A 23,104-nucleotide genomic window follows, 5' to 3' on the forward strand; every position below is an offset into this window, starting at 1 on the left:
CCCGCCGGACGGCCAGGCGGAATCAGACACGGCGTACGAGCATCCATCAGGGCTCCTCCTCGAGTATATCGACGAGAGCAACAATGCTCCGCCAGTGACCGAGAAGATCACCCACATATCAAGCATGTGCGTGGTGTCACGACCGCGATGCATCGTGTTGGGGCGACTGGTCTCGCTGAGAGAGAGGCATCGGAGGCCGGAAGTTGGCCAAGTGAACTCGGATGCGGCACCTGGGAAGCCTCTGGCGCACCTGAGTGGCCCACGGTCCGCTCGAGTCCCGATGCGAGACCGGCGTGCTGAGGTACGCACGGGACGGCCAGGTGCGCGGGGCCCGGTCAGTAGCAGTCACCGACGCGGGCCGCGGACGCGTCGTGGATCGTGAGACGAACTGGCGCCGCCCCGGTCGTGGATCGGGACGTCGGCACAAGACGAAGCCACTGACCAGCACGTCCTCCGGTCAGGGGCTCGCCGTAGGGGCATTCTCTACGGGCTTAGGCGCTGTCCTTCCCGGTCAGCTGACCCAAGAACTCGCGGCACTGCTGCGCGCGCCGGGAATCCTCCTCCATGACGCGCTCGAAGAACGAGGCGATCTCCTCCTGGCCCGCGTTGCGGGCGTCCCGGACGTACTGCCCCTAGTCGTGGCCTGCCTTAAGGGCGTGGTACTGCACGGACACGAGGGCGAAGGCACCTCAAGGGCGCAGTTCGCCCGAAGTGGCCCGTCTATCGGGCTGGACCCTCACCACGTCACGAGGGCGCTCCAGGGCCTGCCATCGCTCGTGCCCCCCCTGCCCGAACCCTGTCGCGGAGGCTGTTCAGGACGCCTCACGCGGGGCCCGGGTGATAGGGAAGAGGTATGGCGGATCCACCCACAGCCCTGGCCCTCAGCTGCTCCCTCAAGCCCACCCCGGCGAGCTCCAGCACCGACCTGCTCGCCCAGCAGGTGCTCGACGCACTGTCCGGGCACGGTGTCGCGGGCCGCCTCGTCCGGGTCGTCGACCACGACGTCCACCCGGGTGTGGAGGCCGACATGGGGGAGGGGGACGAGTGGCCCGCGCTGCGCCAGCAGATCGTCGACGCCGACATCCTGGTCTTCGCGACCCCCACCTGGGTCGGCAACATGTCGAGTGTGGCGCAGCGCGTCCTGGAGCGCCTCGACGCCGAGCTGTCGTTCACCAACGACCGCGGGCAGCCGCTGATGTTCGGCAAGGTCGCGGTCGTCGCCGTCGTCGGCAACGAGGACGGTGCGCACTCCATCACGGCAGCGCTGTTCCAGGGCCTGAACGACATCGGCTTCACCATCCCGGCCCAGGGCGGGACCTACTGGAACGGCGAGGCAATGCACGGCGTCGACTACCAGGACCTCGACGAGACTCCGGAGGCGGTCGCCTCGACCACCAGCACGGTCGCGGCCAACGCGGCCCACCTGGCACGGACGCTGAGCACCGCGCCCTACCCCCAGGCCTGAGCGCGGGGGAGGAGACGTGCCAGCTGCGCTGTCGCCTGACGTCAGGCCGTCGCCGACTGGGGCCCCGGCGCCTCGTCGATGAGCTGGTCGCCGCGGCCGTGCATGTAGCGGGCCGTGGTGGCGTCGGGGTGCTGGCGGTAGACACTCGGCAGAAGCGCCCGCACCGGGCTGCCCCCGAGGGCGACCACCGCCTCGGCGGGCGTGGCCTGCGCCGACCCGTCGGCGAGCAGCTGCTTCCAGGCGTCTCGTACCTGCCCCCAGTGCCGCGTCGGCACCGCGAACGAGGCGGGGCACGCGTCGAGACCGGAGTTCTCCTCGCTGTCCGGGCACGTGACCGTCCAGTCGGACAGCTCAGTCGAGACGGGGTAGCCCAGGGGACCCGGTGGGAGGAGGTCGAGCACCTCGGCCTCTATCACGGCCGGCGACCCGTCGGCGACCTCGCTCGCGAGCTCGGCGTAGGCCTGGAGCAGACCGGGAGCAGGGATGCTGCGGACGTCCAGGAAGACCAGCACGTCGACGTCGGCGGTCGCGGCCTCGTCGAGCACCATGATCATGGCTCGGTGGTGCCACCCGCACGGGGTGGTGGGCATCTGCAGCCGGGGGACCGTGGTCTCCCAGCGGTCGGACCGGATGGGGAGGCGGTTGCGGGTGAGCTCCCGGTCGCTGACCGAGAGCACCACGTGCAGGTCGGGCGGCCAGGAGCTGGCGGACAACCCGTCGACCTGGCCCAGCAGGGCCTCGTGCTCGTGGTGGACCACCGTGGCGACGGCGGTGCGCGGACGTGCGGAACGTAGGGTCATAATGCCTCACACAGTGCGACGGGACAGCCCGCTGTGTTAGAGGCTGGCGCCACCGTACTACGTCCTGTCGCTGATGACTACGGCGTAAGCCTCGCGTGTTGACGGCGACGTCGAGCCCGTCCCGCCTCGCGCGCCCGCGGGGCGGCGCGCAGCGCCAGGATGACGGCACCGGGGACCGTGGAGAGCAGCGCGAGGATGCCGTAGCCGATGGACACGGTGACCCCGGTGCCCATGTCGAGCCCACGCACCATGAAGATCCACCCGGCGGCAGCCTCACGGGTGCCCCACCCGCCCACGGTGGCCGGCACCGACATCGCCGCCACGGCGACCGCCCCCAGGCTGGGACCGAGCGACACCTCGACCTGCGGGGCCACGACCGCCACGGCCAGGACGAACATCGCCACGAAGGCGGCCCACCCCGCGACCGACAGCAGGACCACCGCGAGGAGGTCGACGACCGACAGCCTCCGCAACCAGCGCCAGGCCACGGCGCCGGTGACCAGTGCGCCCGCGAGGCACGCGACCGCGACGAGCGGGAGGAACGGCAGCAGCGCCGTCGCCGCCGCGACGAGCACCACCGTCGTGCCGGAGAGCCGCTCCGCAGCCACCGCGGCGAAACCGCTGGCGAGGGCGCGGCGGCCGTCCTCGACCTGCGCGTCGCTGCTGTCGTCGGCGGCGCGCAGCGCGTCGCCCGCGAGCCCGCCGGGCAGCACGCCGTTGAGGAAGGCCGCCTGCCAGCACCGGGCGAGCGCCGGACCCACCGGCACGTGGATCTGCTGGTGCCGGGCGATGAGCCGCCACCGCAACGCCTGGGCGAGCACCCCGAACCCGCCCAGGGCGACCCCGCCGACGACCGCCCACCACGGCAGTGACCGGGCCGCCGTGGTGAAGGGGCTGAGTCCCCACTGCGCGACGACGAGACCGAGCAGGAGCAGGGTCAGCGCCACCTGCAGCGTGCCCACCATGGCCAGGCGCAGGCTGCGCGCATCCAGCCCGGCGGCGGCCCGTCGGCCGGTCACGGCCCCGTCTGCGCGGGCTCGGCAGCGGCCGTCGCGGTCGCCGTCGCCGTCGTCGTCGTCGTCGTCGGCAGGCTGAGCAGGTCCAGGTGCCCCACCCGCACGGTGAGCACGCCTGCCGTCAGCTGCCGCTCGCGCTCGGCACGCCACTCGTGGGCCAGCGGCTCCAGGTCCGGGTCGTGCTCGACCGCGACCGCCGCCCGGTCGTCGAGGTAGCGGCGCAGCAGCTCCCCGTCCTCGGCACCCAGCACCCAGTCGGTGGCCCTGACCTCGACCTGGGCACCGCGCCGCCGCAGCGCGTCGGCCATCACCGTGGCCGCGTCCGGACCAGGCCGGTCCTCGCGCCGCTGGTGCGCGTCGAACGCGTCCGCGAGCGGGGCGTCGGAGGGGTGGGCGGGGTAGAGGTCGACCTCCCCGGTGACGGTGAGGCTCAGCAGGGCGGTCACACCCTCGGCGTCGGCCGGCGCGACGACGTCGGCCAGGGCCTCCAGCTCGCCCGTCGACAGCAGGTCGAGGAGGGCCGCGCAGGCCACCAGGACGTGCCGACCACGGGGCACCAGGGTGTGCAGGTCGTCGACGGTCGCGACGGCGCGCTCGGTCGTGACGTCGGCGGTCGCCTCCACCGTGCTGTCGACGGCCAGAAGCTCCTCGTCGTGGTCGACGAGGAGCCACCGCTGCCGCCCTGGCAGCCGCGGGGCGAGCCACTCCTGGTTGGAGCCGGTTCCCGCCCCCACGTCGACCACCACCAGCTCGTCCGCGTCCCCCGGCTGCAGGCGGTGGGTGAGCAGGTCGAGCAGCTCGACGGCGCTCTCACGGGCGCGGTGGTCGGCCTGTCGGCGCAGGGCCAGCCAGTCGGCCGGGACGGGACGGGCTACCACCCCACGGCCTGCCGGAAGTCCGTCGCCGTCGTCGCCCACCCACGGAGTCTATCCCGGTGCTCCGCCGCCGCCGCCCGCCAGCCGGACCGCAGGCCCCCGTCGTCGAGCCACCGCGCGAGGGCAGCGGCCCAGGCCGTCGGCGACCCGGCCTCCACGACGTCTCCCGGAGGCGGCACGCCGTCCCGCTCCCCGGACCCGCGCAACGCCTCGACGGCACCTGTCCCGGCGGGCACGAGCGCGGGTATGCCGTGCGCCAGCGCCTCGGTCACGACCATGCCGTAGGTCTCGGCGGTGGAGGGGAGCACGAGGAGGTCGGTCGCGCGCCATACCGGGGCGAGCTCGTCGTCGGAGCGCGGACCGAGCAGGCTGGCCCGACCGTCGAGGCCCTCGGCCCGGGCGCGAACCGCGTCGACGTACTCCTGGTCCGGCCCCGCCGGACCGACCAGGGACGCGGTCCAGCTGCGGTCGCGCACGGAGGTCAGCGCCTCCACCAGGGCCAGCGGACCCTTGCGCGGCGTGATGGCGCCCAGGAAGAGCAGGTGCGGAGGGGTGCTGCCGGTCGCGGGTGGTGCGGGGTCGGTCCCCGGCGGGACGGGGCGCACCTCGCCGAGGCCGTACCGCCGAGCCAGGTCGTCCCGCGCCCACCGGCTCGTCGCGACCACCGTGTCGGCCTCCTGCAGGGCCTCCTGCTCGGCCGCGGCCAGCAGGTCCCGCTCGGGTGCGTCCAGCCCACCCTCGGCCGGCAGCGGCAGGTGGACGAGCACGCCGACCCTCGTGCCGCGGTGGCGGGCCCGGGCGAGCTCGGCGGGTGCGGCCGACCCGATGATCCCGTCGACCACGACGTCGGTATGCCGTGCGAGCACCTGCTCCAGCGCGCGCCGGTCGTCGTCGGTCGGCCGCGGCCAGGAGCCGGGAACCTGCTCGACCGTGAGGGCCACCCCGCCTGCGGTGAGCTCCTCCGCGAGGCGCGCGTTGTAGCGGTTGCCACCACTGGGTCCGGTGAGGTCACCAGGCAGGAGGAGGGCCCGCGAGGAGCGGCCCTCAGCCCCGGAGGTCGAGGTCATACGTCACCCAGGCCTGCGGGTGCTCGCGCACCACGATGCCGATGCCCTCGATGGCGGGGTCGGCCCGGTCGGCGAGGGCGTGGGCGACGTGCGCGGCGACCGCCTCGGTGGTGCTCAGCCTCCCGGCGAAGTCCGGGTGCTCGTCGAGGTTGGCGTAGCGCAACGGGTCGAGCACCTCGGAGAGGTGGCGCCCCGCCTCGCCGATGTCGACCACGACGCCGTGGGCGTCGAGGTCGCGACGGCGCCACGTGGCCTCCACCACCAGGGTGGCGCCGTGCAGGCCTTGGGCCGGCCCGAAGAAGGGGTCCGGCAGGCTGTGGGCCACCATGACGTGGTCGGTGACGGTGAGTCCGAACATCGTGCTCCTCGCTGGTCAGGGATGGTCGGGTCGACACGCACCTGCGCCGGTGTCGTCGACCTGGGTGTCGGCATAGGTCAGGACGAGGCACCCGCCCTGGGGGGCGGGGGAGTCCAGCTCCTCCAGGGCCGCCGCGATGTCCTGGAACGGCCGTTCGCCGGCGACGAGGACGTCGAAGGCGGGGTCGGACAGCAGGTCGAGCGCGGTACGCAGCCGGTCGGCCGGGTCGCGCCGGTGCCGACGGGCCGCGCCGACCCGGGACACCTGGCTGGCGACCAGCCGCAGCCGCCGGGAGTGGAAGTCCTCACCGAGCGGGACCTGGGGCGCAGGGTCGCCGTACCACGACAGCTCGACCACCTCGGCGTCGTCCCCGGCGAGCGTGAGCGCCAGGGCGAGGCCCGGCTCGCTCGCCGACGCGTGGTAGACGAGGTCGCAGTCGGGGGCGGCCTCGGTGGGCGACACCGCGTCGAGGCCGGCGTCGGCGAGCTGGGCCCGGCGCGCGGGGTCGGTCTCGACGACCTGCAGACGTCCCAGCGGGAAGCGGCGGAGCAGCAGGGCGAGCGCCCCGCCGATGAGCCCCGCGCCCACCGCAGCCACGCGGTCCCCGGCGCACGGCGGCGCGTCCCACAACGCGTTCAGCGCCGTCTCGGTGGGGCCGGCCAGGACCGCCCGTCGCGACGGCACGCCGTCGGGCACCCGGGTGAGGGCGTCCACGGGCACGACATACCGGTCCTGGTGCGGGTGCAGGCAGAAGACCCGCGCACCGAGCCAGTCCTGCGGGCCCTGCTCGACCACCCCGACGGAGAGGTAGCCGTACTTGACCGGGAAGGGGAAGCTGCCGTCCTGGAAGGGTGCGCGCATCCGGTCGACCTGCGAGTCCGGCACCCCGCCGCGGCGCACCAGCAGCTCGGTGCCCCGGCTGACGCCGCTGGTCGCCGTGCGCACCAGCGCCTCGCCCGGCCCCGGCTCCGGCAGGGTCTCCTCGCGCAGCTCGCCCTCCCCGGGCGCGGTCGCCCAGTAGGCGAGCGCGGTCTCCGAGCGGGGGCTCACGGCCGGCTCTCCAGGTCGACGACGTCGCGGGCGAAGGAGGCGACCAGGGCCGCGAGCGCCAGCGCGGCGGCGGCACCGGCCAGCGGCAGCGGCACCAGCGGCACCACCACGAGCAGCAGGGCGACACCCTGGAGGGCGGCCACCACCCGACGCGGCTGGCTGAAGGTCAGCTCCGCACGCAGGGCCGGGCGCACCCAGGAGGCCGCCACGAAGAGGTAGCGCAGCGCGCCGATCGCCACCACCCACCACCCGACCTGGGTGGCCGCCAGGACGGACAGCACGAGGAGCAGGGCGGCGTCGGACTCCATGTCCAGACGGGCCCCCGCCGCGCTCGCCGTCCCCGTCGACCGGGCGACCCAGCCGTCCACCGCGTCCAGCAGCAGCGCGGCGCCGACGACGAGCGCCAGGGGCCAGGTGCGGCCGGGGAGCTCGCCGGCGAGGACGAGCACGGTCGCGGTCGTGATGAGGCCGGTCAGGACCACCCTGCCCAGGGTGACGACGTCGGGCGGGGTCACGGCGACGGGCCGTCGCCGGGCCAGCGTGGCCCCGGCCACGACCGGCACCGCCAGGCCGGCGCCCAGCGCCACGGCGCCGAGCCACGGCGGGGGAGCGACGCGGCCGAGCAGGCCCAGGCACAGCGCGAGGGGGAGGAGGACCACGGCGGACTCCACCACCGCCCCCGCCCGGGGTCGACCCGCGCGCATCTGGGTCGCCATCAGCTGGCGTCGGGGACGTCGGCCGCCAGGGCGGCCGGAGCCGCGCCCCGGACCCGCAGGTCGAGCTCGGTGACGACGTCGTCCCCCAGCTGGTAGCGGCGGGCGGGCGGCCGGAGGGCGTCGGTGAGCAGGTCCTGGCCGTCGACCCGCAGTCCGGGCACCCCGTCGCCGATGAGCACCGGGGCGGTGGTGAGGTAGAGGCGGTCGACGGCTCCGGCCCGGACGAAGGCCGACACCAGCCGCCCTCCGCCCTCGACGAGGACCCGGTGCAGCCCGCGGGAGGCGAGCAGGTCGAGGACGGCGCGGGGCTCCATCGGTCCCGCGTCCGGCCACCGGACGACCTCCACGTGCTCGCCGACCGGACCGGGGCGGACGTCGGCGCCGACGACCCACAGGGTGGGTGAGGCGGCGTCGGCGAGCACGACGGAGTCCGCCGGGGTGACGCCGCGCGGGTCGAGGACGACCCGCGTGGGGTGCGGGCCGTCCACCGCGCGGACGGTCAGCTGCGGGTCGTCGCAGGCCACCGTCGCGGCGCCCACGACCACGGCGTCCACCAGCGCCCGCAGGCGGTGCAGGTGCTCACGGTCCAGCTCACCGGTGACGAAGGCCGCGTCACCGGTCCGGCTCGCGATGAAGCCGTCCAGGCTCTGCCCGAGCTGGGCCAGCACGCGCGGCCCGTCCGCCCGGTTCAGGTCGCCGTAGCGCTGAGCCAGCTCGCCGGCCGCCGGGATGCGCCCGGCCAGCAGCTGGTCCCACTCGTCCTGGTCGGCCTCGTCGTGGCCCATGCGGGCGCGCTTGGTGGCGAGGTAGAAGGCGTTCTCCTCACGGTCCGGGACGACCAGCGGCACGCGTTCGACGACCTCGATGCCGAGCGCGCTGAGCGCCAGCTCCTTGGCCGGGTTGGAGGACAGCAGCCGGACGCGGCGCATCCCCAGGTCGAGCAGCATCGCGGCGCAGTGGTCGTAGGTGCGGGCGTCGGCGGGGTGGCCCAGGGCCAGGTTGGCGTCCACGGTGTCGACGCCGCGGTCCTGCAGGGCGTAGGCGCGCAGCTTCTCCGCCAGGCCGATCGCCCGGCCCTCGTGACCGCGGGCGTAGACCACGGCCCCGCGACCGGTCCGCGCGAGCAGCTGCAGCGCGTACTGCAGCTGCTCCCCGCAGTCGCAGCGTCGCGACCCCAGCGCGTCGCCGGTGAGGCACTCGGAGTGCACGCGCACGAGGGGCGGCGGGAGGTCCGGGCCGTCGTCGTCGGTGACCCCGAGGCTGAGGACGACGTGGTCCATCCCCGTGTCGTCGCGGTATGCCGTCATCCGGAAGGTCGCGTGGTCGGTCGGGAGCCGGGTGTCGGCCACCCGTTCGACCCGCCGCGGTGCGGTTCTCGCCTGCTCACCCATCCTCCACATTATGGTCGTGACCGGCGATCTTCTCCTGCGGAGAGGCGATCAGCGTGTCGACGACGAGTGCTGGAGGTGAGACAGGTGACAGGCTGGGTCCGTCGGACCTCCGAGGGTCGGAGCCACCGGGAACATGCGCCGGTGGCGGTCACCGACGAGGTCGAGTCGCTCGCGGGCAGGGCCGTGGGTGGGGTGTCCGACGCCTGGGCGGTGCTCGGCGTGCGCGCCGTCCGGCGGCTGTGGGTCCCCTGTCTCGTCCTCGGGGTGGCGTGGGTGGTGTGGACCGGGACCACGCAGGACGTGAGCGAGCTGCGCCTCGCCACGGTGCAGGAGATCGTGGGGGCGCTGCTGAGCCCGTTCGTGGGGGTGGTCCTGGCCCTGGGCCTGCGGGTGGCCTCGACGGTGCTGGGGGTGGTCGCGGCCCTGCCCGTCGCCCGCACGGACCTGCGGCGCGCGCGTCGCCGGATGGCCACGGGGGTGGTGCACGTCGTCTCGGTGGCCATCGGGCTGCGCTGGCTCCGGACGACGACCGCCGCGCGGGACGTGGCGCTGTCGCGACTGCGTCCCCCGGTCGCCCGCACGATGCTCCTCCTCGACCGGGTCGAGACCGCCCTGATCCCGGTCGCGGTGCTGGTCCTGCTGGTGGTCGTCGCGGTGGCGTCCGGCTGAGCGCCCTCCCTACCGCGGGGGCACGAGGGCGTCGACCCCGTCCACCGCACCCACCGCTCCGGCGGCGAGCAGCTCGTGGCGTCGGCCCTCCTCCTCGGCCACCGCGACCACGGCCACGCCCGCCGCGCGGCCCGCCTGCACGTCGGTCACCGAGTCGCCGAGGAAGACCGACTCCTCGGGGCGTGATCCGGTCAGCCCCAGGGCCCGCACCAGGAGGTCGGGCCGCGGCTTGAGGTCGGCCACCTTCCCCGCCGACCGGCCGACGACGTGGAGGCGCGCGGTGACGCCGTGGCAGGCGCGGTCCAGCACGCCCGCCACGACGCCCGGGGTGTTGTTGGTGACCACGGCGACGGAGGCACCTCGACCGAGGGTGTGCTCGACGAGAGCCACCGCCCCGGTCCGGGGGGACACCCGGGCGGCGGCCTCCAGCTCGAGCTCGGTGACGAGAGCCTCGAGGGGCTCCAGCAGCCGGGGCGAGTGGTCACCCACCAGCCTCAGGCACTGCACGTGGTCCGCCTCGCCCTCGAGCCGCTGCGCCAGCTCGGACCCGCCGAGCCTGCGCGCCTCCGCCCGCAGCCGGTCGCCCAGCTCGGCCCACCGGGCCCCGGGGAAGAGCCGGGCGAGGGGCCCGTCGAAGTCGACGAGCAGGGTCCGGGCGTCCTCGACGAGGCGGCGGGCGTTCTCCACCCACCGAGCCTACCCAGGGCCGGGTGCCCGACCGGCCCGGGCGGGGTCGCCCGCACACCGGTCGACACCGCCCCGGGCGGTGACCCCGCTGCTACCGTCGTCGGGTGGCTGCGGCGCCAGGGGACGGCCCGCCGTCGGGTGCTCGCCTTCTGACGGGGCCCTTCCTCGCCCTGGTCCTCGCCGAGCTGGCGTACTTCGTGGGCATCGGCGCGCTCATCCCCCTCGTCCCGGTCTACGCGGCCGACCGTCTGGGGGCCGGCCCCCTCGTGGTGGGCCTCACGGTCGCCACCTTCAGCCTCACCGCGCTGGTGCTGCGACCGGCGCGCCGGCCGGGTGGTGGACCGGTGGGGACCCCGGCGTCCCTTCGTCGGGGCCTCGCTGCTCCTGGCGGTCGTGCTGGTCGCGCACACCCAGGCCGGCAGCGTGCCCGTGCTGCTGCTGCTCCGCGCGCTCACCGGGGTCGCCGAGGCGGTCGTCTTCGTCGCCGGCATGGCGGCCCTGCTCCACGTCGCGCCGCCGCGGCGCCGCGGTGAGGCGCTCAGCTACAGCTCGCTGTCGCTCTTCGTCGGCATCGCGCTGGGCCCCGCGCTCGGTGAGCGGCTGGTGGATCTCGGCGGCTACCGCACCGCCTGGCTCGGCGTCGCCGCCCTGGGCGTGCTGGCCGCCGCCGTCGGCACGGCGCTGCCGGGCGCTCGGCCGGGGGAGCCGCCGGACGGCGCCGCGCCGCTCTTCCCCCGCGCGGTGCGGCTGCCCGGGCTGGCGTTCGTGGTCGGGGTGGTGGGGTCGGCGGGCTTCCTCGCCTTCGCGGCCCTGCGCGCCCGGGAGGTCGGTCTCGACGGGGCCGCGTGGCCGCTGGCGCTCTACGGCGGCGTCGTCGTGGCCGGCCGCCTGCTCCTGGCCCGCCTCACCGACCGGTATGCCGCGACGCGGCTCTCCGCGGCCGCCCTGGTCCTCAGCGGGGCGGGGTTCGTGCTGCTCGGCCTGGCTGGAGGCGCGGGGGCCTTCGGTGCCGGGACCGTCGTGCTGGCCCTCGGGGCCGTCCTGCTCACCCCGGCCTTCTTCCGGCTGCTCACCGAGCGCCTTCCCGCCGGGCGGCCCGGTGCGGTCGGCGCGACCTTCGGGGTGCTCGTGGACGTCGGTCTCGGGGCGGGCCCCCTCGTGCTGGGGCTCCTGGCCCAGGGACGGGGCCTGACCAGCGCTTTCATGGCGCTCGGGACTGCCACGGTCGGGGTGGTCCTCCTCCTGCGTGCAGGGACCCGCCCAGCCGGTGCGACGCCGCTCCGGTGAGGGACTCCCGGCCGCCTTCCCGGACGTAAATTCACGCAAACCCTTGTGAGGCCCCTCCGCGGTGACCTATACCTGGCCAGGCACGCAAACGTTTACGCATCTTGAGGAGAGACAATGACGTCACGGCTCCGACCACTCTCGTCCCGGAGGTGGACAGCGCTCGCGCTCGCGACGACGCTCGGCATCACCGGGCTCGCGCCCGCCGCGGTCGCGGCCCCGGCCGCCCCGGACGAGGGCGGTGACGACCTCGCCCAGGAGGCCGCCGCCGACTTCACCACCCTGCTCGACTTCGAGACCTACACCCCGGGGGGCCTGGACGGCCAGGACGGGTGGGTCGGCTCGGCCGCCGCGGCCGTCGTGCAGGACCCGCTCAACCAGAACAACTTCGTCGGCCAGCTCAACGGCCCGGGGGAGAAGGCATACCGGGAGATCCCGGCGATCGAGGACGGGGACACGGGGACGCTGTTCTTCCGGTTCCTGCGCACCGAGACCGTCGACACCTCCTTCGGCATCACCGACGTGGACGTCCCCGGCACCTACACGGACAGCCGGGCCTACGTGAACAACCAGAACGACGACATCCTGCGGGCCCGCGACGGTGGCGCGTTCGCGTCGGTCGGCACGTGGGGGAAGGACTCGTGGCAGTGCGTCTGGATCGTCGCGGACAACGCGAGCGACCAGGTCAGCGTCTACAGCCAGGGGGGACCCTACGAGGAGCAGACCCGGCTCCCGGACGGCGCCGAGGAGCAGTTCGACTTCCGTGTGCCGGTCTCCGGCGCGCTGGACCGCTTCTTCTGGATCAACGGCTCCCGCAGCCCCGGCGACCTCTACCTGGACGACGTGGGCATCGACACCGCGGGGGAGAACCTCGCCATCCCCAGCGGCAACCCCGCCGACTGCGAGGCCGGGGAGATCCCCGAGCAGCCGCTGCTCAACCCGCTGCCCGACCCGGAGCTCTCGACCCTCGGCATCGAGGTGGAGGAGCTCGTCCAGCTCCCGGAGTCCTCGACCACCCCGGCGGCGAGCGACCAGCGGCTCATCCGGCACAACCGCATCACCCACCTCGACGAGGTCCCGGACGGCTCCGGCCGCCTCGCGGTGCCGGACATGAACGCGATGCTCTACATGGTGGACAAGGAGACCGGGGACTACACCCCGTACCTCGACGTCCGTGAGCGCTTCGTCGACAACTTCCACAACCACGCGGGGCTCGGCACCGGGTTCGGCTTCGTCGAGTACCACCCGGAGTACGCCGAGAACGGGATCTTCTACACGGTCCACACCGAGGCCGGCAGCGCGCTCACCGAGGACGAGCCGGACTTCCCCGCCTACGGCGGCGTGAACTACCACAGCGTCGTCACCGAGTGGACCGCCGACGACCCCGCGGCGGAGGTGTTCTCCGGCACCAGCCGCGAGCTCATGCGGGTGCCGTTCGCGGGTCGCGTGCACACCCTGCAGCAGATCGCCTTCAACCCGACCGTCAGCCCCGGCGACCCCGACTACGGGATGCTCTACATCCTGTCCGGCGACGGTGGCAACGGGGTCGGCAACGACAACCCGCAGGACCTCGCGACGCCGCACGGCAAGATCTTCCGGATCGACCCGATGGGCGACGACAGCGACAACGGCCAGTACGGCATCCCGGCCGACAACCCGTTCGTGGGCACCGAGGGCGCACTCGGCGAGATCTACGCCGTCGGTCTGCGTGACCCGCACCGCATCAGCTGGGACCCCGAGGGCGACCACACGATGTACCTCGGCCACATCGGCGAGTGGCAGGTCGAGTCGGTGTATGCCGTCGAGCCGGGCGACAACTTCGGCTGGTCCGACCGCGAGGGACCGTTCGTGGCGCAGAACCGGCAGATCTTCCCGCTGCCCGAGGACGACGCCGAGCAGTTCGACTTCACCTACCCGGTGGCGGCCTACGACCACAACCGCGACCCCGGGCAGACCGGTGACGCGGGCGTGGCGCTGAACGGCGGCTTCGTCTACCGCGGCGAGATCGAGGAGCTGCAGGGCAAGTACCTCTTCACGGACCTGGTCCGGGGCTGGGTGCTGTCCACCGAGGAGGACGAGATGGTCCGGAACGACGGGGACCCCGAGGACCTCGCCGAGATCGAGCAGCTCAAGGTCTTCGCCGACGGCGAGGAGACCACCTTCGCCGAGCTCGTCGGTGACAGCCGGGTCGACCTCCGGTTCGGCTCGGACGCCGACGGCGAGCTCTACCTCGTCTCCAAGGCCGACGGCCGGGTCTGGGAGGTGACCGGCGCCCGTGAGGACGTCGTGTCCTCGCCCTACGTCCTGGAGGACCTCGCCGCGGACGTCGTGGCCCGCTACGACTTCGACCACCCGGTCGAGGGCGACGCCACGAAGGAGGCCGACCAGGGCCTGTCCGGCACCGACATCGACCTCGTCAACGGCGGCGTGGAGATGCGGGTCGCGGACGCGGCATACCCCGGTGCGGGTGAGGCGCTGCAGACGCAGCAGCTGAGCCCTGACCAGGCGTCCAACGACGACTGGAAGGCCGGCGTCTACGACGCCGACGGCGTCCGGAGCCTGTCCCGCTTCGCCGGGGCCGAGGAGACCACGGTCATGGGCTGGTTCAAGCCCACGGGTGAGCTGCCTGCACCGAACACCAACACCACCGACCCGGACGACCGTTACAACGCGATCGGCCTGGCGGGCGTGCTCTCGGGCGACTCCGACGGGCACGGCGTGCGCGCGCTGCTGGAGGTCATCGACGTGGGCGGCGAGCAGAAGCTCGTGGCCCTCGGCCGCCGGGTCGACGGGGCGAGCTCGTGGACCTACGCCGCCGACCTGCCCTGGGACGAGATCCTCGAGCAGGGCGAGTGGGTCCACCTCGCGGCGACCTTCGACTTCGTCGAGGGCGAGATGGCGCTCTACATGAACGGTGAGCCGCTCGAGGGCGACTACACCGCGGCCAACCGCTGGGGCTCGGGTGCCACGTCCGACACCGACCCCGCGGGCATCAAGATCGGTGGCAGCTTCCCCCAGGACACGCAGGAGCGGAACCCCTGCGACTGCCGGATGGACGACCTGATGTTCCTCGACGCGGTGCCGACCGCGGAGCAGATGGCCGCGCAGTACGCGTTGTTCGAGGTCCCGGAGGAGCAGCCGGTGTTCGACCCGGGCTGCACCCCCGGCGACACGGTGGTCACCGATGTCATGGACGCCTCGAGCTGGGCGCCGCGGACCCCGGAGAAGTGGGAGTTCCCCGGTGACGCGGTGGTGCTGGCCGAGGCCGGTGACAACCCGAACGACGGCATCCGCCGGCCGTTCGAGTACGCCGTGCTCACCGAGGGCCCCGAGCTGGGCTCCCTGGTGATGGACGCGCAGGTGCGCCTGGACGAGCCGGTGTCGGTGAACAACCGCGACGTCATCCTCGTCTTCGGCTACCAGTCGGACACCGAGTACTACTACGCGCACCTGTCGCAGGACAACACCATCTACGCGCACAACGGCATCTTCAAGGTGGACGGCGCCGACCGGGAGCGGATCGACGACCAGTGGGACGGCACCATCGGTGCCCCGCCCGCGGTCACCGACGACGCCTGGCACGACGTGCGCCTGGTGCACTGCGCGGACACCGGTCGGATCGCGGTCTACCTCGACGGTCTGGGCACCCCCCTGCTGACCGCCACGGACGACACCTTCGGCTCCGGTCGGGTCGGCTTCGGCTCCTTCGACAACGTGGGCCGGATCCGCGGTGTCACCGTCACCGGTGACAGCGCCGAGGTCCCGGTGGTGCAGCCGAGCGTCACCATCACCGGTGGTGGCGGCGAGGTCGCGACCGATCAGCCCGTCGAGGTGACGGGCGAGGCGACCCCGGGCAGCACCGGGTGGCGCGAGGGCAAGGAGTCGGTGTACGCCGAGCTCCAGGACGCCGAGGGCCGCAAGGTCGTCGGCCGGGAGGTGCCGGTCACCGACGGCACCTTCGCCACCTCGTTCGACGTCTCCGGGTTCACCCCGGGCGACTACACGATCAAGGTGTCGGTCCGTTCCCAGGGTCACGGCAACGCCTCGGACACGGCGGCGCTGACCTTGGTGGCGCCCGCCACGCCCACCGACGAGGTGGACCTGCGGGTGTCCGTGCGGGCCCAGTGCTCCAACAAGACGGCCGTGGTGGCGGTGCACGTCGTCAACGAGGACGGTCACCGGGTGGACGTCCGGGCCACGACCGCCTTCGGCGACAAGAAGTGGACCAACGTCAAGGACGGCAAGGCCGTCTACCACGTGTTCCGCTCGGGCGAAGGCGCCATCGAGGCGGGCAGCGTCACCGTGGCGGGCTACGCCTGGTACGACGGCGAGGGCCACTACGAGCGCTACGAGCTCGACCACGAGGCGGTGAGCTGCTCCTGAGCCGGTCCTGATCCCCTGACGAGGCCCCTCGGTGGTGGTGCTCCGCCCACCACCACCGGGGGGCCTCACCCCTGCCCGCCGGGCGGGGCTCCCGTCCGGGTGGCTCGAGAGACCGCCCCGAGCAGGGAGGATGGGGGGATGACTGATCGCGCCGACCAGGCCCGCACCCGATGAGCGCCCAGGACGGCGACCTCGACCAGAGCACCGAGCCGGAGGCCGGCGGCCAGGGGGACGACTACGAGACCGTCGAGGTCGGGGGAGTGGCGCGCCGGCTCGAGGAGGAGCTGCACGAGGAGTTCAACACCACCGTCTCGGAGGGGGAGGAACGGCTCAAGCGCACGCACCGCGGGCTGGTCGTCACCGGCCTCTTCGGCGGCATCGACGTCGGGCTCGGCATCATGGCGATGCTCGCGGTCATGCACGCCACCGGCAGCACCTTGCTCTCCGGGCTGGCCTTCGGCATCGGCCTGCTGGCGCTGCGGCTGGCGCACTCCGAGCTGTTCACCGAGGACTTCATGCTCCCGGTCAACGCCGTCCTCGCCGGGCACGGCACCGCCGGCCAGCTGTTGCGGCTGTGGTCGGTCACCCTGGTGACCAACCTCGCCGGGGGCTGGGCGTTCATGTGGCTGGTGGTGTATGCCTTCCCGCAGTTCCACCAGCACCTGGTCGAGTCCGCGGTCGGCTACGTGACGGCGGGCTTCACCATGGAGACCGTCGCGCTCGCCCTGCTCGCCGGGAGCACCATCACGCTGATGACCCGGATGAACCAGGGCGCGAGCTCCGACGTCATGACCGCGATCATCTCCTTCATCGGCGGCTTCCTCGTGGTCGGCCTCGAGATGCACCACGGCGCACTGTCGTCGGTGCTCATCTTCGGGGCCATGCAGGCCGGTGCGGAGATCACCGTCGGCCAGTGGCTGGGGTGGTTCTGGTGGGTCACCCTGCTCAACATGGTCGGGGGGCTGGTCATCATGACCGCCCTGCGCATCGTGCGGACCTGGGAGCTGGTGCGCGAGGAGCGCAGCCGCCGACTGTCCGCAGGGCAGCCCCACTAGCCCCTGGCGCCGCGTCGCCCGACGACGACTGTCGGTCGTGGGCCTGTCGAGGCCCGTCAGCCCCGGCGCGGCGGCCCGCTGGAGTCCCGCTCCACCAGCGTGGCCGGCATGACCACCCGCCGGGGTCGCTTGGTGGGCGGCCGCAGGGCCAGCTCCAGCGCCTTCTCACCCATCTGCTGCATGGGCAGGCGCACCGTCGTCAGCGACGGCGACAGGTCGGCGGCCACCGGGACGTCGTCGAAGCCCGTGACGGACATGTCCTCGGGCACGCGCAGCGACCGTGAGCGCAGCACCGAGAGGGCGCCGATGGCCATGTCGTCGTTGAGCGCGAGCACGGCGGTGCGGTCGGGGTGGTGCTCCAGCAGCTGCAGGGTGGCCGCCTTGCCGCCGTCCCGGGTGAAGGGGGCCTCGACGACGGGGACGTCCGTGCGGGGGATGCCCGCCTCGTCGAGCGAGCGGTGCACCCCGGCGAGACGGTCGGCGACGGTGGTGAGGCCCCGTGACCCGGTGACGACGGCGATGCGCCGGTGCCCGAGCCCGAGGAGGTGGCGGGTGACCGCCTGTGCCCCGTCGGTGTTGGCCGGCAGCACCGCGTCGGTGGCGTGCTGGTGGCGGCCGATCGCCACCACGCGACCCCCCGCCTGGGTGAAGCGGGAGAGCTCGCGCTGGATGCTGCGCTCCGCCTCGGGGTCGAGGTAGCCCGACCCCGCCACGACGATGACCCCGACCCGGTTGGCGATGAGGGTCCTCAGCTGCCGCAGCTCGATCTGCGGGTCACGTCCGCTGTGGCACATCTGGACCGACAGGCCCCGGTGGCTGGCCACCCGCATGACGCCGCTGGCGATCTCGGAGAAGTAGGGGTCGGCCACCTCGTGGATGACCAGGCCCACGCTGGAGCTGGTGCCGCCGGCCAGCGACCGGGCGTGGACGTTGCCGATGTAGCCCAGCGACTCGGCGATCTCCTTGACCCGCTCGGCGACCGCCGAGCTCACTCCCTGCCGGCCGCTCAACGCGCGCGAGGCCGTGGCCACCGAGACCCCCGCGGACTCGGCGATGTCCACCAGGCGTGGTGCCGCGGCTCCGGTCATCCTCGACTCCTCGTGCTCCTGTGCTTGCGCTCGTCGTGTCGCGCTCGGGCGCTGCTGGTGGTCGTCCTCGACCCGGTCGGGGTGTCGTCTCAGGACCCGGGCCGGGACCTCCTTGCCAACACCCACCACGCAGGTTATCGTACAACGCAATCGTTTGTGCAAACGTTTGCGTAATCGGTTGACCTCTCTCCGTGGGCCGCAAAGGAGCGCCAGATGAACGACACCACCCGCCGATCCGTCCTGACCGCCGACGACGACCGTAGGGAGGGGAGGTCGACCACGCACCCCAGCCGCGCCCGTCGCAGCGGCGCCCTGGCCCTCGCGGCCACCGGCGCGCTGACGCTCAGCGCCTGCGGGCTCGGCGGCGGCGCCGGCTCCTCCGGGGGAGGGGAGGGTGGCGAGGGCGACGAGGGACCGGTCACCATCGGCATCTCGCTGCCCCTCACCGGCGACTTCTCCGAGCCCGGCAAGGGCGTGCAGCGCGGCTACGAGGCCTGGGCGGAGTACACCAACGCCAACGGCGGCCTCCTGGGCCGTGACGTGGAGCTCATCATCTACGACGACCAGTCCAACGCCGACCGGGTCGCCTCCGACTACGAGAAGCTCATCAACCAGGACCAGGTCGACATCGTCGTCGGCCCGTTCTCGACCCGGCTGGTCGTGCCGGCGGCGCAGGTCGCCCAGGACTACGGCTTCCTCTTCGTGGAGCCGGCCGGCGCCGCCGAGGAGGTCTTCACCCAGGGCTTCGACAACCTCTTCTACGCCGCCCCCGCCATCGCGAACGACCACTACAACTACCTGGCCGAGCACATCCTGGCGATGCCCGAGGGGGAGCGGCCCACGACGGCCGCCTACGCCTCGATGGACGACCCCTTCGCCCAGGGCACCGCCTACGGGCTGAAGGAGAAGCTCGAGGAGGGCGGCATCGAGACCGTCGCCGACGAGGTCTACCCGCCCAACACCACCGACTTCTCCAGCATCGCCAACAAGATCGCCAACACGGACGCGGACATCCTCGTCGGCGGCACGCAGTACCAGGACGCGGTGAACCTCATCGTCGCCCTGCAGCAGCTGGACTACCAGCCGCGCATGGCCGCCTTCTCCACCGCCCCCACCAACCCCGAGTTCCCGGAGGCCATCGGCGAGACCGAGGGCATCCTGTCGCCCACCGGGTACACCCCGGACGCGGACTACCCGTCGAACGCCGAGTTCGTCGACTTCTACACCGAGCAGCACGGCAACCCGCCCAACGAGGACGAGGCCAACGCCTGGACCACCATGCAGGTGGTCGCCGCCGCGGCCGAGGCCAACGACTGCGCCGACCCCAGCCCGGAGTGCCAGCAGTCGATGATCGACTGGCTGCGCGAGAACGAGGTCGAGACCGTCGTGGGCCCGCTGTCCTGGGACGCGGAGGGCCGCCCGCAGGCCGCCCACCTCATCCAGCAGTGGCAGGACGACGAGATCGTCATCGTCCTGCCCGAGGACGCCAGCGACGCCGAGCTCTCCTTCCCCAAGCAGGACTGGTGAGCCCCATCCGCCTCCTGCCCCGCACCCACGACCGTCCAGAAGGGAGCCTCTCGTGACGGCCCTCATCACGCAGGCGGTGATCCTCGGCATCCTGCTCGGAGGCCTCTACGCCCTCCTCGCCGCCGGCCTGACGCTCTACTTCGGGGTGATGCGCGTGGTGATGATCGCCCACTCGGCGTTCCTCATCCTCGCCGCGTACCTCGCGTGGGCGTTCCACCGCGCCACCGGCATCGACCCGTTGTTCTCCCTCGTGGCGACGGTGCCGCTGTTCTTCGTCCTGGGCGTCGTCATGCAGCGGTTCCTGCTGTCCCGGCTCAAGCCCGCCACCCTGACGATGATGTCGGTCCTGCTGACCTTCGCCATCGCGCTCATCATCGAGGGGATGCTCGGCTTCGTCTGGACCGGGACACAGCGCCGGATCAGCCTCAGCTACTCGACCGCCAGCATCGAGGTCTTCGGCGCCAACATCGCCGTGGTCAAGCTGGTGGCGTTCGGGCTCGCGGCGGTCAGCCTCCTGGCGCTCTACCTGCTCATGAAGGCCACCAGCTTCGGCCAGGCGCTGCGCGCGACCATCCAGCACAAGGAGGCGGCCGCGCTGCTCGGCATCGACACCGAGAAGGTCGCCGGCTACGGCTTCGGTCTCGGGCTCGCCACCGCGGCGATCGGCGGGACCGCCCTGGCGCTGGACTCGACGATCTACCCGTCCCTGCACTGGCACTGGATCGGCCCGCTCATGGCGATCATCGTCGTCGGGGGCCTCGGGAGCATCCCCGGGGCCGCCATCGCCGCGCTGGTCCTCGGCCTGAGCCAGAGCCTGCTGCAGATCCCGCTGGGCACCACCTGGGCCCAGACCGTGTTCTACCTCGCCCTGTTCCTCACCCTGATGGTCCGTCCGCAGGGATTCTTCGGAGGTCGCCTTGCCCAACGCTTCTGACCTCGCCACCCCGACCCCCACGGCCCCGGCCACCGGGCGCCCGGACGACAGCGCCGGTCAGCGCTTCGACCGCCGTCTGCGCCTGGCCAAGGCCGGTCTGGGAGCCGTGGCGGTCGTGCTCGCGCTCATGGTGCCCTGGCTCGCGCCGGACGCCTTCATCCTGTCGGTGGCGGTCGTCATCGCCAGCTACGCCGCGTTCGCCGTCGGCTGGAACTTCGTCGGCGGCTTCACCGGCTACATCTCACTGGGCCACGCCTCCTACTCGGGCCTCGGTGGGTATGCCGTGGCGCTGCTCACCACGCATACCGGCATCAACCCCTGGGTCGCGCTGGTGCTGGGTGCGGTCGCCGTCGCGCTGCTGGCGGTCCCCATCGGCATCGCCTCGTTGCGGGTCCGCGGAGCCTCCTTCGTCATCGTCTCCATCGCCCTGGTCCTCATCCTGCTCCTGGTGTTCCAGAGCTGGGCGTCGGTGACCGGCGGGTCGGAGGGGCTGCGCGTCCCGCGGCCGTTCGACAGCTCGGTGCTGCGCCCCGAGCAGCACACCCGGTTCTACCTCCTCTTCCTGCTCCTTATCGGCATCGCGCTCGTCGTGTGGTGGCTCATCGACCGCTCGCAGTTCGGCGCCGGGCTCAAGGCCATCCGCGAGGACGAGGACAAGGCCGAGGCGCTGGGGGTGCCGACGTTCCGCTACAAGCTCGTCGTCTTCGTCATCTCCGCGTTCTTCACCAGCCTGGCCGGCGGCCTCTACGCCCTCTGGTTCGGCAACCTGGACCCGGTCTTCCAGTTCTCCATCCTCACCGGCTCCTACATGGTGCTCATGTCCCTCTTCGGGGGCATCCGCTCGCTCGTGGGCCCGGTGGTGGGTGCGGTGGTCGTCGGCTACGCGATGGAGGTCTTCAAGGCGCAGTACGGCGACAGCCAGTTCCACCTCGTGGCGCTGGGCCTGCTGCTGGCCGTCGTGGTGCTGTTCATGCCGGAGGGGGTGGTGCCCGCGCTGCTCGGCGTGGTGCACCGCTTCCGCCCCGCGGCCACCTCGATCCGCGAGGAGAGCGCCGCCGAGCTGCTCGAGCGCAACCGGGCCATCGACGCCCAGCGGCGGGCGCAGACCGAGGCCGACGCCGAGACCGAGGCGGAGCGCGTCGAGGACGCGCGCCACGCGACGACCGGGAAGGGACGATCATGAGCGTGCAGCAGGACGTGCGCCCCAGCCTGCAGACCGAGGGCCTGTCCAAGGCGTTCGGCGGCGTGCAGGCGGTGAACGACGCCACGGTGACCTTCCACGAGGGCAAGGTCAACGCCCTCATCGGGCCCAACGGGTCCGGGAAGTCCACCTTCTTCAACATCGTGACCGGCATGATCGCGCCGGACTCCGGCACGGTCCGGTTCCGGGGGCGGGACATCACCCGCCGCGCGCCGCACCGCATCTGCGCCGCCGGCCTGGGGCGCAGCTTCCAGCTGTGCCGCACCTTCCCCCGGATGACCGTGCTGGAGAACCTGCTCGTGGCGGTCCGCCCCACCGGGCTGCGCCAGCTCGCCGGGTCCAGCCAGAACCGCCGGCAGGTGGAGCGGGCGCGCGAGCTGCTGCGGCGGGTCGGCATCGACCACCTCGAGGGCTCGCTGGCCCAGGACATCTCCTACGGGCAGCAGAAGCTGCTGGAGCTGGCCGGGGTGCTCATGGGCGACCCCGACACCATCCTGCTCGACGAGCCCGCCGGCGGTGTCAACCCGGCCCTCATCGGGCGGATCGGCACCCTGGTGCAGGAGCTCAACGCCGAGGGGAGGACCTTCATCATCGTCGAGCACAACATGGACATGGTGATGAGCCTGTCCGACCACATCGTCGTGTTCGACCGAGGTGCCCCCATCGCGGAGGGCACGCCGTCCGAGGTCCAGCAGGACCCCCGAGTGCTGGAGGCCTACCTTGGCGTCTGAGAACCTTCTCGAGCTGAACGACATCGAGGCCGGCTACGGCCGCGCCGCGCTCGTCCTGCGCGGGCTGACCGTCAAGGTGCCCGCCGGCTCGGTCGTCTGCCTCGTCGGTCCCAACGGCGCCGGCAAGTCCACCGTGCTCAAGGTGGCCAGCGGCATGCTGGCCCCCCGCTCGGGGTCCATCGTCGTCGACGGCGAGGAGGTGACCGGCTCCGGCCCGCAGTCGATGATCCGGCACGGCCTGTCGCACGTGCTCCAGGGCCACAGCGTCTTCAAGGAGATGACCGTCGCCGAGAACGTCTCGCTGGGCGCCTACACGGTCAAGGACAAGGCCGAGGTCCAGGAGCGGGTCGAGTTCGTCAAGAACCTCTTCCCCGTCGTCGCCGACCGGTGGGCCGCCCTCGCCGGCGCCCTGTCCGGAGGCCAGCAGAAGCAGGTCGAGTTCGCCCGCTCGCTCATGGTCAGCCCCAAGGTCGTGCTCCTGGACGAGCCGAGCATGGGCCTGGACCCGAAGACGACCTCCGTCGTCTTCGAGCAGGTCGTCCGGATGCGGGAGGCCGGGATCGCGGTGCTGCTCGTCGAGCAGAACGCCCGGCGCGCCCTGGAGACCGCCGACATCGGCTGCGTCCTCGACCTGGGCCGGGTCCACATCACCGGGCCCGCCCCCGAGCTGCTGGAGGACCCCCAGCTCGCCGAGCTCTACCTCGGAGGTGGCGGCGGCACCCGCGACGCCGACCCGACCGAGGACCCCACCCCCTCCGAGGCGCGCTCGCCCGAGCTGAGCAGCCCCGCCCCCGAAAGGACCTGACA

General features: G+C 72.9%; 20 protein-coding genes. 10 read left to right on the plus strand and 10 right to left on the minus strand.

The window, feature by feature from the left end:
- Window positions 1–853: 853 nt before the first annotated feature.
- Window positions 854–1,465: a flavodoxin family protein gene (locus EUS26_RS05905; protein WP_130012269.1), complete on the plus strand. Its 612-nt coding sequence runs from the start codon at window positions 854–856 to the stop codon at window positions 1,463–1,465.
- A gap of 41 nt (window positions 1,466–1,506) precedes the next feature.
- Here the strand turns inward: EUS26_RS05905 and EUS26_RS05910 are convergent, their stop codons facing one another.
- From EUS26_RS05910 to ribA, 8 genes are all read right to left on the minus strand, one after another.
- On the minus strand, window positions 1,507–2,265 hold the full coding sequence (locus EUS26_RS05910) for a hypothetical protein (RefSeq protein ID WP_130012270.1): 759 nt from the start codon (window positions 2,263–2,265) through the stop codon (window positions 1,507–1,509).
- Between the two features lie 77 nt (window positions 2,266–2,342).
- The gene (locus EUS26_RS05915) at window positions 2,343–3,284 is read right to left on the minus strand and encodes a lysylphosphatidylglycerol synthase domain-containing protein (RefSeq protein ID WP_130012271.1); all 942 of its coding nucleotides are present in this window, start codon (window positions 3,282–3,284) and stop codon (window positions 2,343–2,345) included.
- Entirely contained in the window at window positions 3,281–4,159 is an 879-nt protein-coding gene (locus EUS26_RS05920) for a class I SAM-dependent methyltransferase (RefSeq protein ID WP_130012272.1), read from the minus strand. The genes EUS26_RS05915 and EUS26_RS05920 overlap by 4 nt, the downstream gene beginning before the upstream one ends.
- Window positions 4,153–5,223 (minus strand): glycosyltransferase family 4 protein, encoded by a 1,071-nt coding sequence (locus tag EUS26_RS05925; protein WP_130012273.1) that lies wholly within the window; start codon window positions 5,221–5,223, stop codon window positions 4,153–4,155. Before EUS26_RS05925 ends, EUS26_RS05920 begins: the two co-directional genes overlap by 7 nt.
- Window positions 5,201–5,581 carry a 6-pyruvoyl trahydropterin synthase family protein gene (locus EUS26_RS05930; protein ID WP_130012274.1) on the minus strand — a complete coding sequence of 127 codons (381 nt, stop codon included), beginning with the start codon at window positions 5,579–5,581 and terminating at the stop codon, window positions 5,201–5,203. The genes EUS26_RS05925 and EUS26_RS05930 overlap by 23 nt, the downstream gene beginning before the upstream one ends.
- Before the next feature lie 15 nt (window positions 5,582–5,596).
- Window positions 5,597–6,631, minus strand: a complete 1,035-nt coding sequence (locus tag EUS26_RS05935) for a zinc-dependent alcohol dehydrogenase (RefSeq protein WP_130012275.1) — start codon at window positions 6,629–6,631, stop codon at window positions 5,597–5,599.
- Window positions 6,628–7,290: a CDP-alcohol phosphatidyltransferase family protein gene (locus tag EUS26_RS05940; RefSeq protein WP_238148826.1), complete on the minus strand. Its 663-nt coding sequence runs from the start codon at window positions 7,288–7,290 to the stop codon at window positions 6,628–6,630. Before EUS26_RS05940 ends, EUS26_RS05935 begins: the two co-directional genes overlap by 4 nt.
- Window positions 7,291–7,346: 56 nt before the next feature.
- Complete coding sequence (ribA, locus tag EUS26_RS05945) at window positions 7,347–8,738, minus strand: GTP cyclohydrolase II (RefSeq protein WP_238148827.1); 1,392 nt, start codon at window positions 8,736–8,738, stop codon at window positions 7,347–7,349.
- Window positions 8,739–8,879: 141 nt separating this feature from the next.
- On the opposite strand from ribA, the gene EUS26_RS05950 reads away from it, so the two are divergent.
- Window positions 8,880–9,407, plus strand: a complete 528-nt coding sequence (locus tag EUS26_RS05950) for a hypothetical protein (RefSeq protein WP_130012277.1) — start codon at window positions 8,880–8,882, stop codon at window positions 9,405–9,407.
- Between the two features lie 9 nt (window positions 9,408–9,416).
- Here the strand turns inward: EUS26_RS05950 and EUS26_RS05955 are convergent, their stop codons facing one another.
- Window positions 9,417–10,094 carry an HAD family hydrolase gene (locus EUS26_RS05955; RefSeq protein WP_130012278.1) on the minus strand — a complete coding sequence of 226 codons (678 nt, stop codon included), beginning with the start codon at window positions 10,092–10,094 and terminating at the stop codon, window positions 9,417–9,419.
- A 333-nt stretch (window positions 10,095–10,427) separates the two neighbouring features.
- Here EUS26_RS05955 and EUS26_RS05960 point away from each other — a divergent pair, with 333 nt between their 5' ends.
- The 3 genes from EUS26_RS05960 (at window position 10,428) to EUS26_RS05970 (ending at window position 16,816) form a co-directional block, all read left to right on the plus strand.
- Window positions 10,428–11,381, plus strand: coding sequence for an MFS transporter (locus tag EUS26_RS05960; protein ID WP_130012279.1), 954 nt, complete (start codon window positions 10,428–10,430; stop codon window positions 11,379–11,381).
- A gap of 114 nt (window positions 11,382–11,495) precedes the next feature.
- The gene (locus EUS26_RS05965; RefSeq protein WP_130012280.1) at window positions 11,496–15,761 is read left to right on the plus strand and encodes a PQQ-dependent sugar dehydrogenase; all 4,266 of its coding nucleotides are present in this window, start codon (window positions 11,496–11,498) and stop codon (window positions 15,759–15,761) included.
- Between the two features lie 170 nt (window positions 15,762–15,931).
- Window positions 15,932–16,816 carry a formate/nitrite transporter family protein gene (locus EUS26_RS05970; RefSeq protein WP_130012281.1) on the plus strand — a complete coding sequence of 295 codons (885 nt, stop codon included), beginning with the start codon at window positions 15,932–15,934 and terminating at the stop codon, window positions 16,814–16,816.
- 56 nt (window positions 16,817–16,872) lie between these two features.
- Here the strand turns inward: EUS26_RS05970 and EUS26_RS05975 are convergent, their stop codons facing one another.
- Window positions 16,873–17,904 carry a LacI family DNA-binding transcriptional regulator gene (locus EUS26_RS05975; protein ID WP_130012282.1) on the minus strand — a complete coding sequence of 344 codons (1,032 nt, stop codon included), beginning with the start codon at window positions 17,902–17,904 and terminating at the stop codon, window positions 16,873–16,875.
- A gap of 213 nt (window positions 17,905–18,117) precedes the next feature.
- On the opposite strand from EUS26_RS05975, the gene EUS26_RS05980 reads away from it, so the two are divergent.
- Genes EUS26_RS05980 through EUS26_RS06000 form a run of 5 tightly spaced genes read left to right on the plus strand, consistent with a single transcriptional unit; the run spans window position 18,118 to window position 23,102 of the window.
- Window positions 18,118–19,431: an amino acid ABC transporter substrate-binding protein gene (locus EUS26_RS05980; RefSeq protein ID WP_130012283.1), complete on the plus strand. Its 1,314-nt coding sequence runs from the start codon at window positions 18,118–18,120 to the stop codon at window positions 19,429–19,431.
- Between the two features lie 52 nt (window positions 19,432–19,483).
- Window positions 19,484–20,365, plus strand: coding sequence for a branched-chain amino acid ABC transporter permease (locus tag EUS26_RS05985; RefSeq protein WP_022923837.1), 882 nt, complete (start codon window positions 19,484–19,486; stop codon window positions 20,363–20,365).
- Window positions 20,349–21,548: a branched-chain amino acid ABC transporter permease gene (locus tag EUS26_RS05990; RefSeq protein ID WP_238148828.1), complete on the plus strand. Its 1,200-nt coding sequence runs from the start codon at window positions 20,349–20,351 to the stop codon at window positions 21,546–21,548. The genes EUS26_RS05985 and EUS26_RS05990 overlap by 17 nt, the downstream gene beginning before the upstream one ends.
- Complete coding sequence (locus EUS26_RS05995) at window positions 21,545–22,297, plus strand: ABC transporter ATP-binding protein (protein WP_130012284.1); 753 nt, start codon at window positions 21,545–21,547, stop codon at window positions 22,295–22,297. The genes EUS26_RS05990 and EUS26_RS05995 overlap by 4 nt, the downstream gene beginning before the upstream one ends.
- The gene (locus tag EUS26_RS06000) at window positions 22,287–23,102 is read left to right on the plus strand and encodes an ABC transporter ATP-binding protein (RefSeq protein WP_130012285.1); all 816 of its coding nucleotides are present in this window, start codon (window positions 22,287–22,289) and stop codon (window positions 23,100–23,102) included. Before EUS26_RS05995 ends, EUS26_RS06000 begins: the two co-directional genes overlap by 11 nt.
- Window positions 23,103–23,104 lie beyond the last annotated feature (2 nt).

It is taken from the genome of Serinicoccus sediminis (genome assembly GCF_004153545.1).
In the GTDB taxonomy this organism is placed as follows: Bacteria; Actinomycetota; Actinomycetes; order Actinomycetales; family Dermatophilaceae; genus Ornithinicoccus; species Ornithinicoccus sediminis_A.

Bases quoted from the DNA above. Each gene is read 5' to 3' on its own strand.
- EUS26_RS05905 (WP_130012269.1), top strand. From the start codon at position 854: ATGGCGGATCCACCCACAGCCCTGGCCCTCAGCTGCTCCCTCAAGCCC.
- EUS26_RS05980 (WP_130012283.1), top strand. From the start codon at position 18,118: ATGAACGACACCACCCGCCGATCCGTCCTGACCGCCGACGACGACCGT.
- EUS26_RS05910 (WP_130012270.1), bottom strand. From the start codon at position 2,265: ATGACCCTACGTTCCGCACGTCCGCGCACCGCCGTCGCCACGGTGGTC.
- EUS26_RS05930 (WP_130012274.1), bottom strand. From the start codon at position 5,581: ATGTTCGGACTCACCGTCACCGACCACGTCATGGTGGCCCACAGCCTG.
- EUS26_RS05925 (WP_130012273.1), bottom strand. From the start codon at position 5,223: ATGACCTCGACCTCCGGGGCTGAGGGCCGCTCCTCGCGGGCCCTCCTC.
- EUS26_RS05975 (WP_130012282.1), bottom strand. From the start codon at position 17,904: ATGACCGGAGCCGCGGCACCACGCCTGGTGGACATCGCCGAGTCCGCG.
- ribA (WP_238148827.1), bottom strand. From the start codon at position 8,738: ATGGGTGAGCAGGCGAGAACCGCACCGCGGCGGGTCGAACGGGTGGCC.
- EUS26_RS05965 (WP_130012280.1), top strand. From the start codon at position 11,496: ATGACGTCACGGCTCCGACCACTCTCGTCCCGGAGGTGGACAGCGCTC.
- EUS26_RS05995 (WP_130012284.1), top strand. From the start codon at position 21,545: ATGAGCGTGCAGCAGGACGTGCGCCCCAGCCTGCAGACCGAGGGCCTG.
- EUS26_RS05970 (WP_130012281.1), top strand. From the start codon at position 15,932: ATGAGCGCCCAGGACGGCGACCTCGACCAGAGCACCGAGCCGGAGGCC.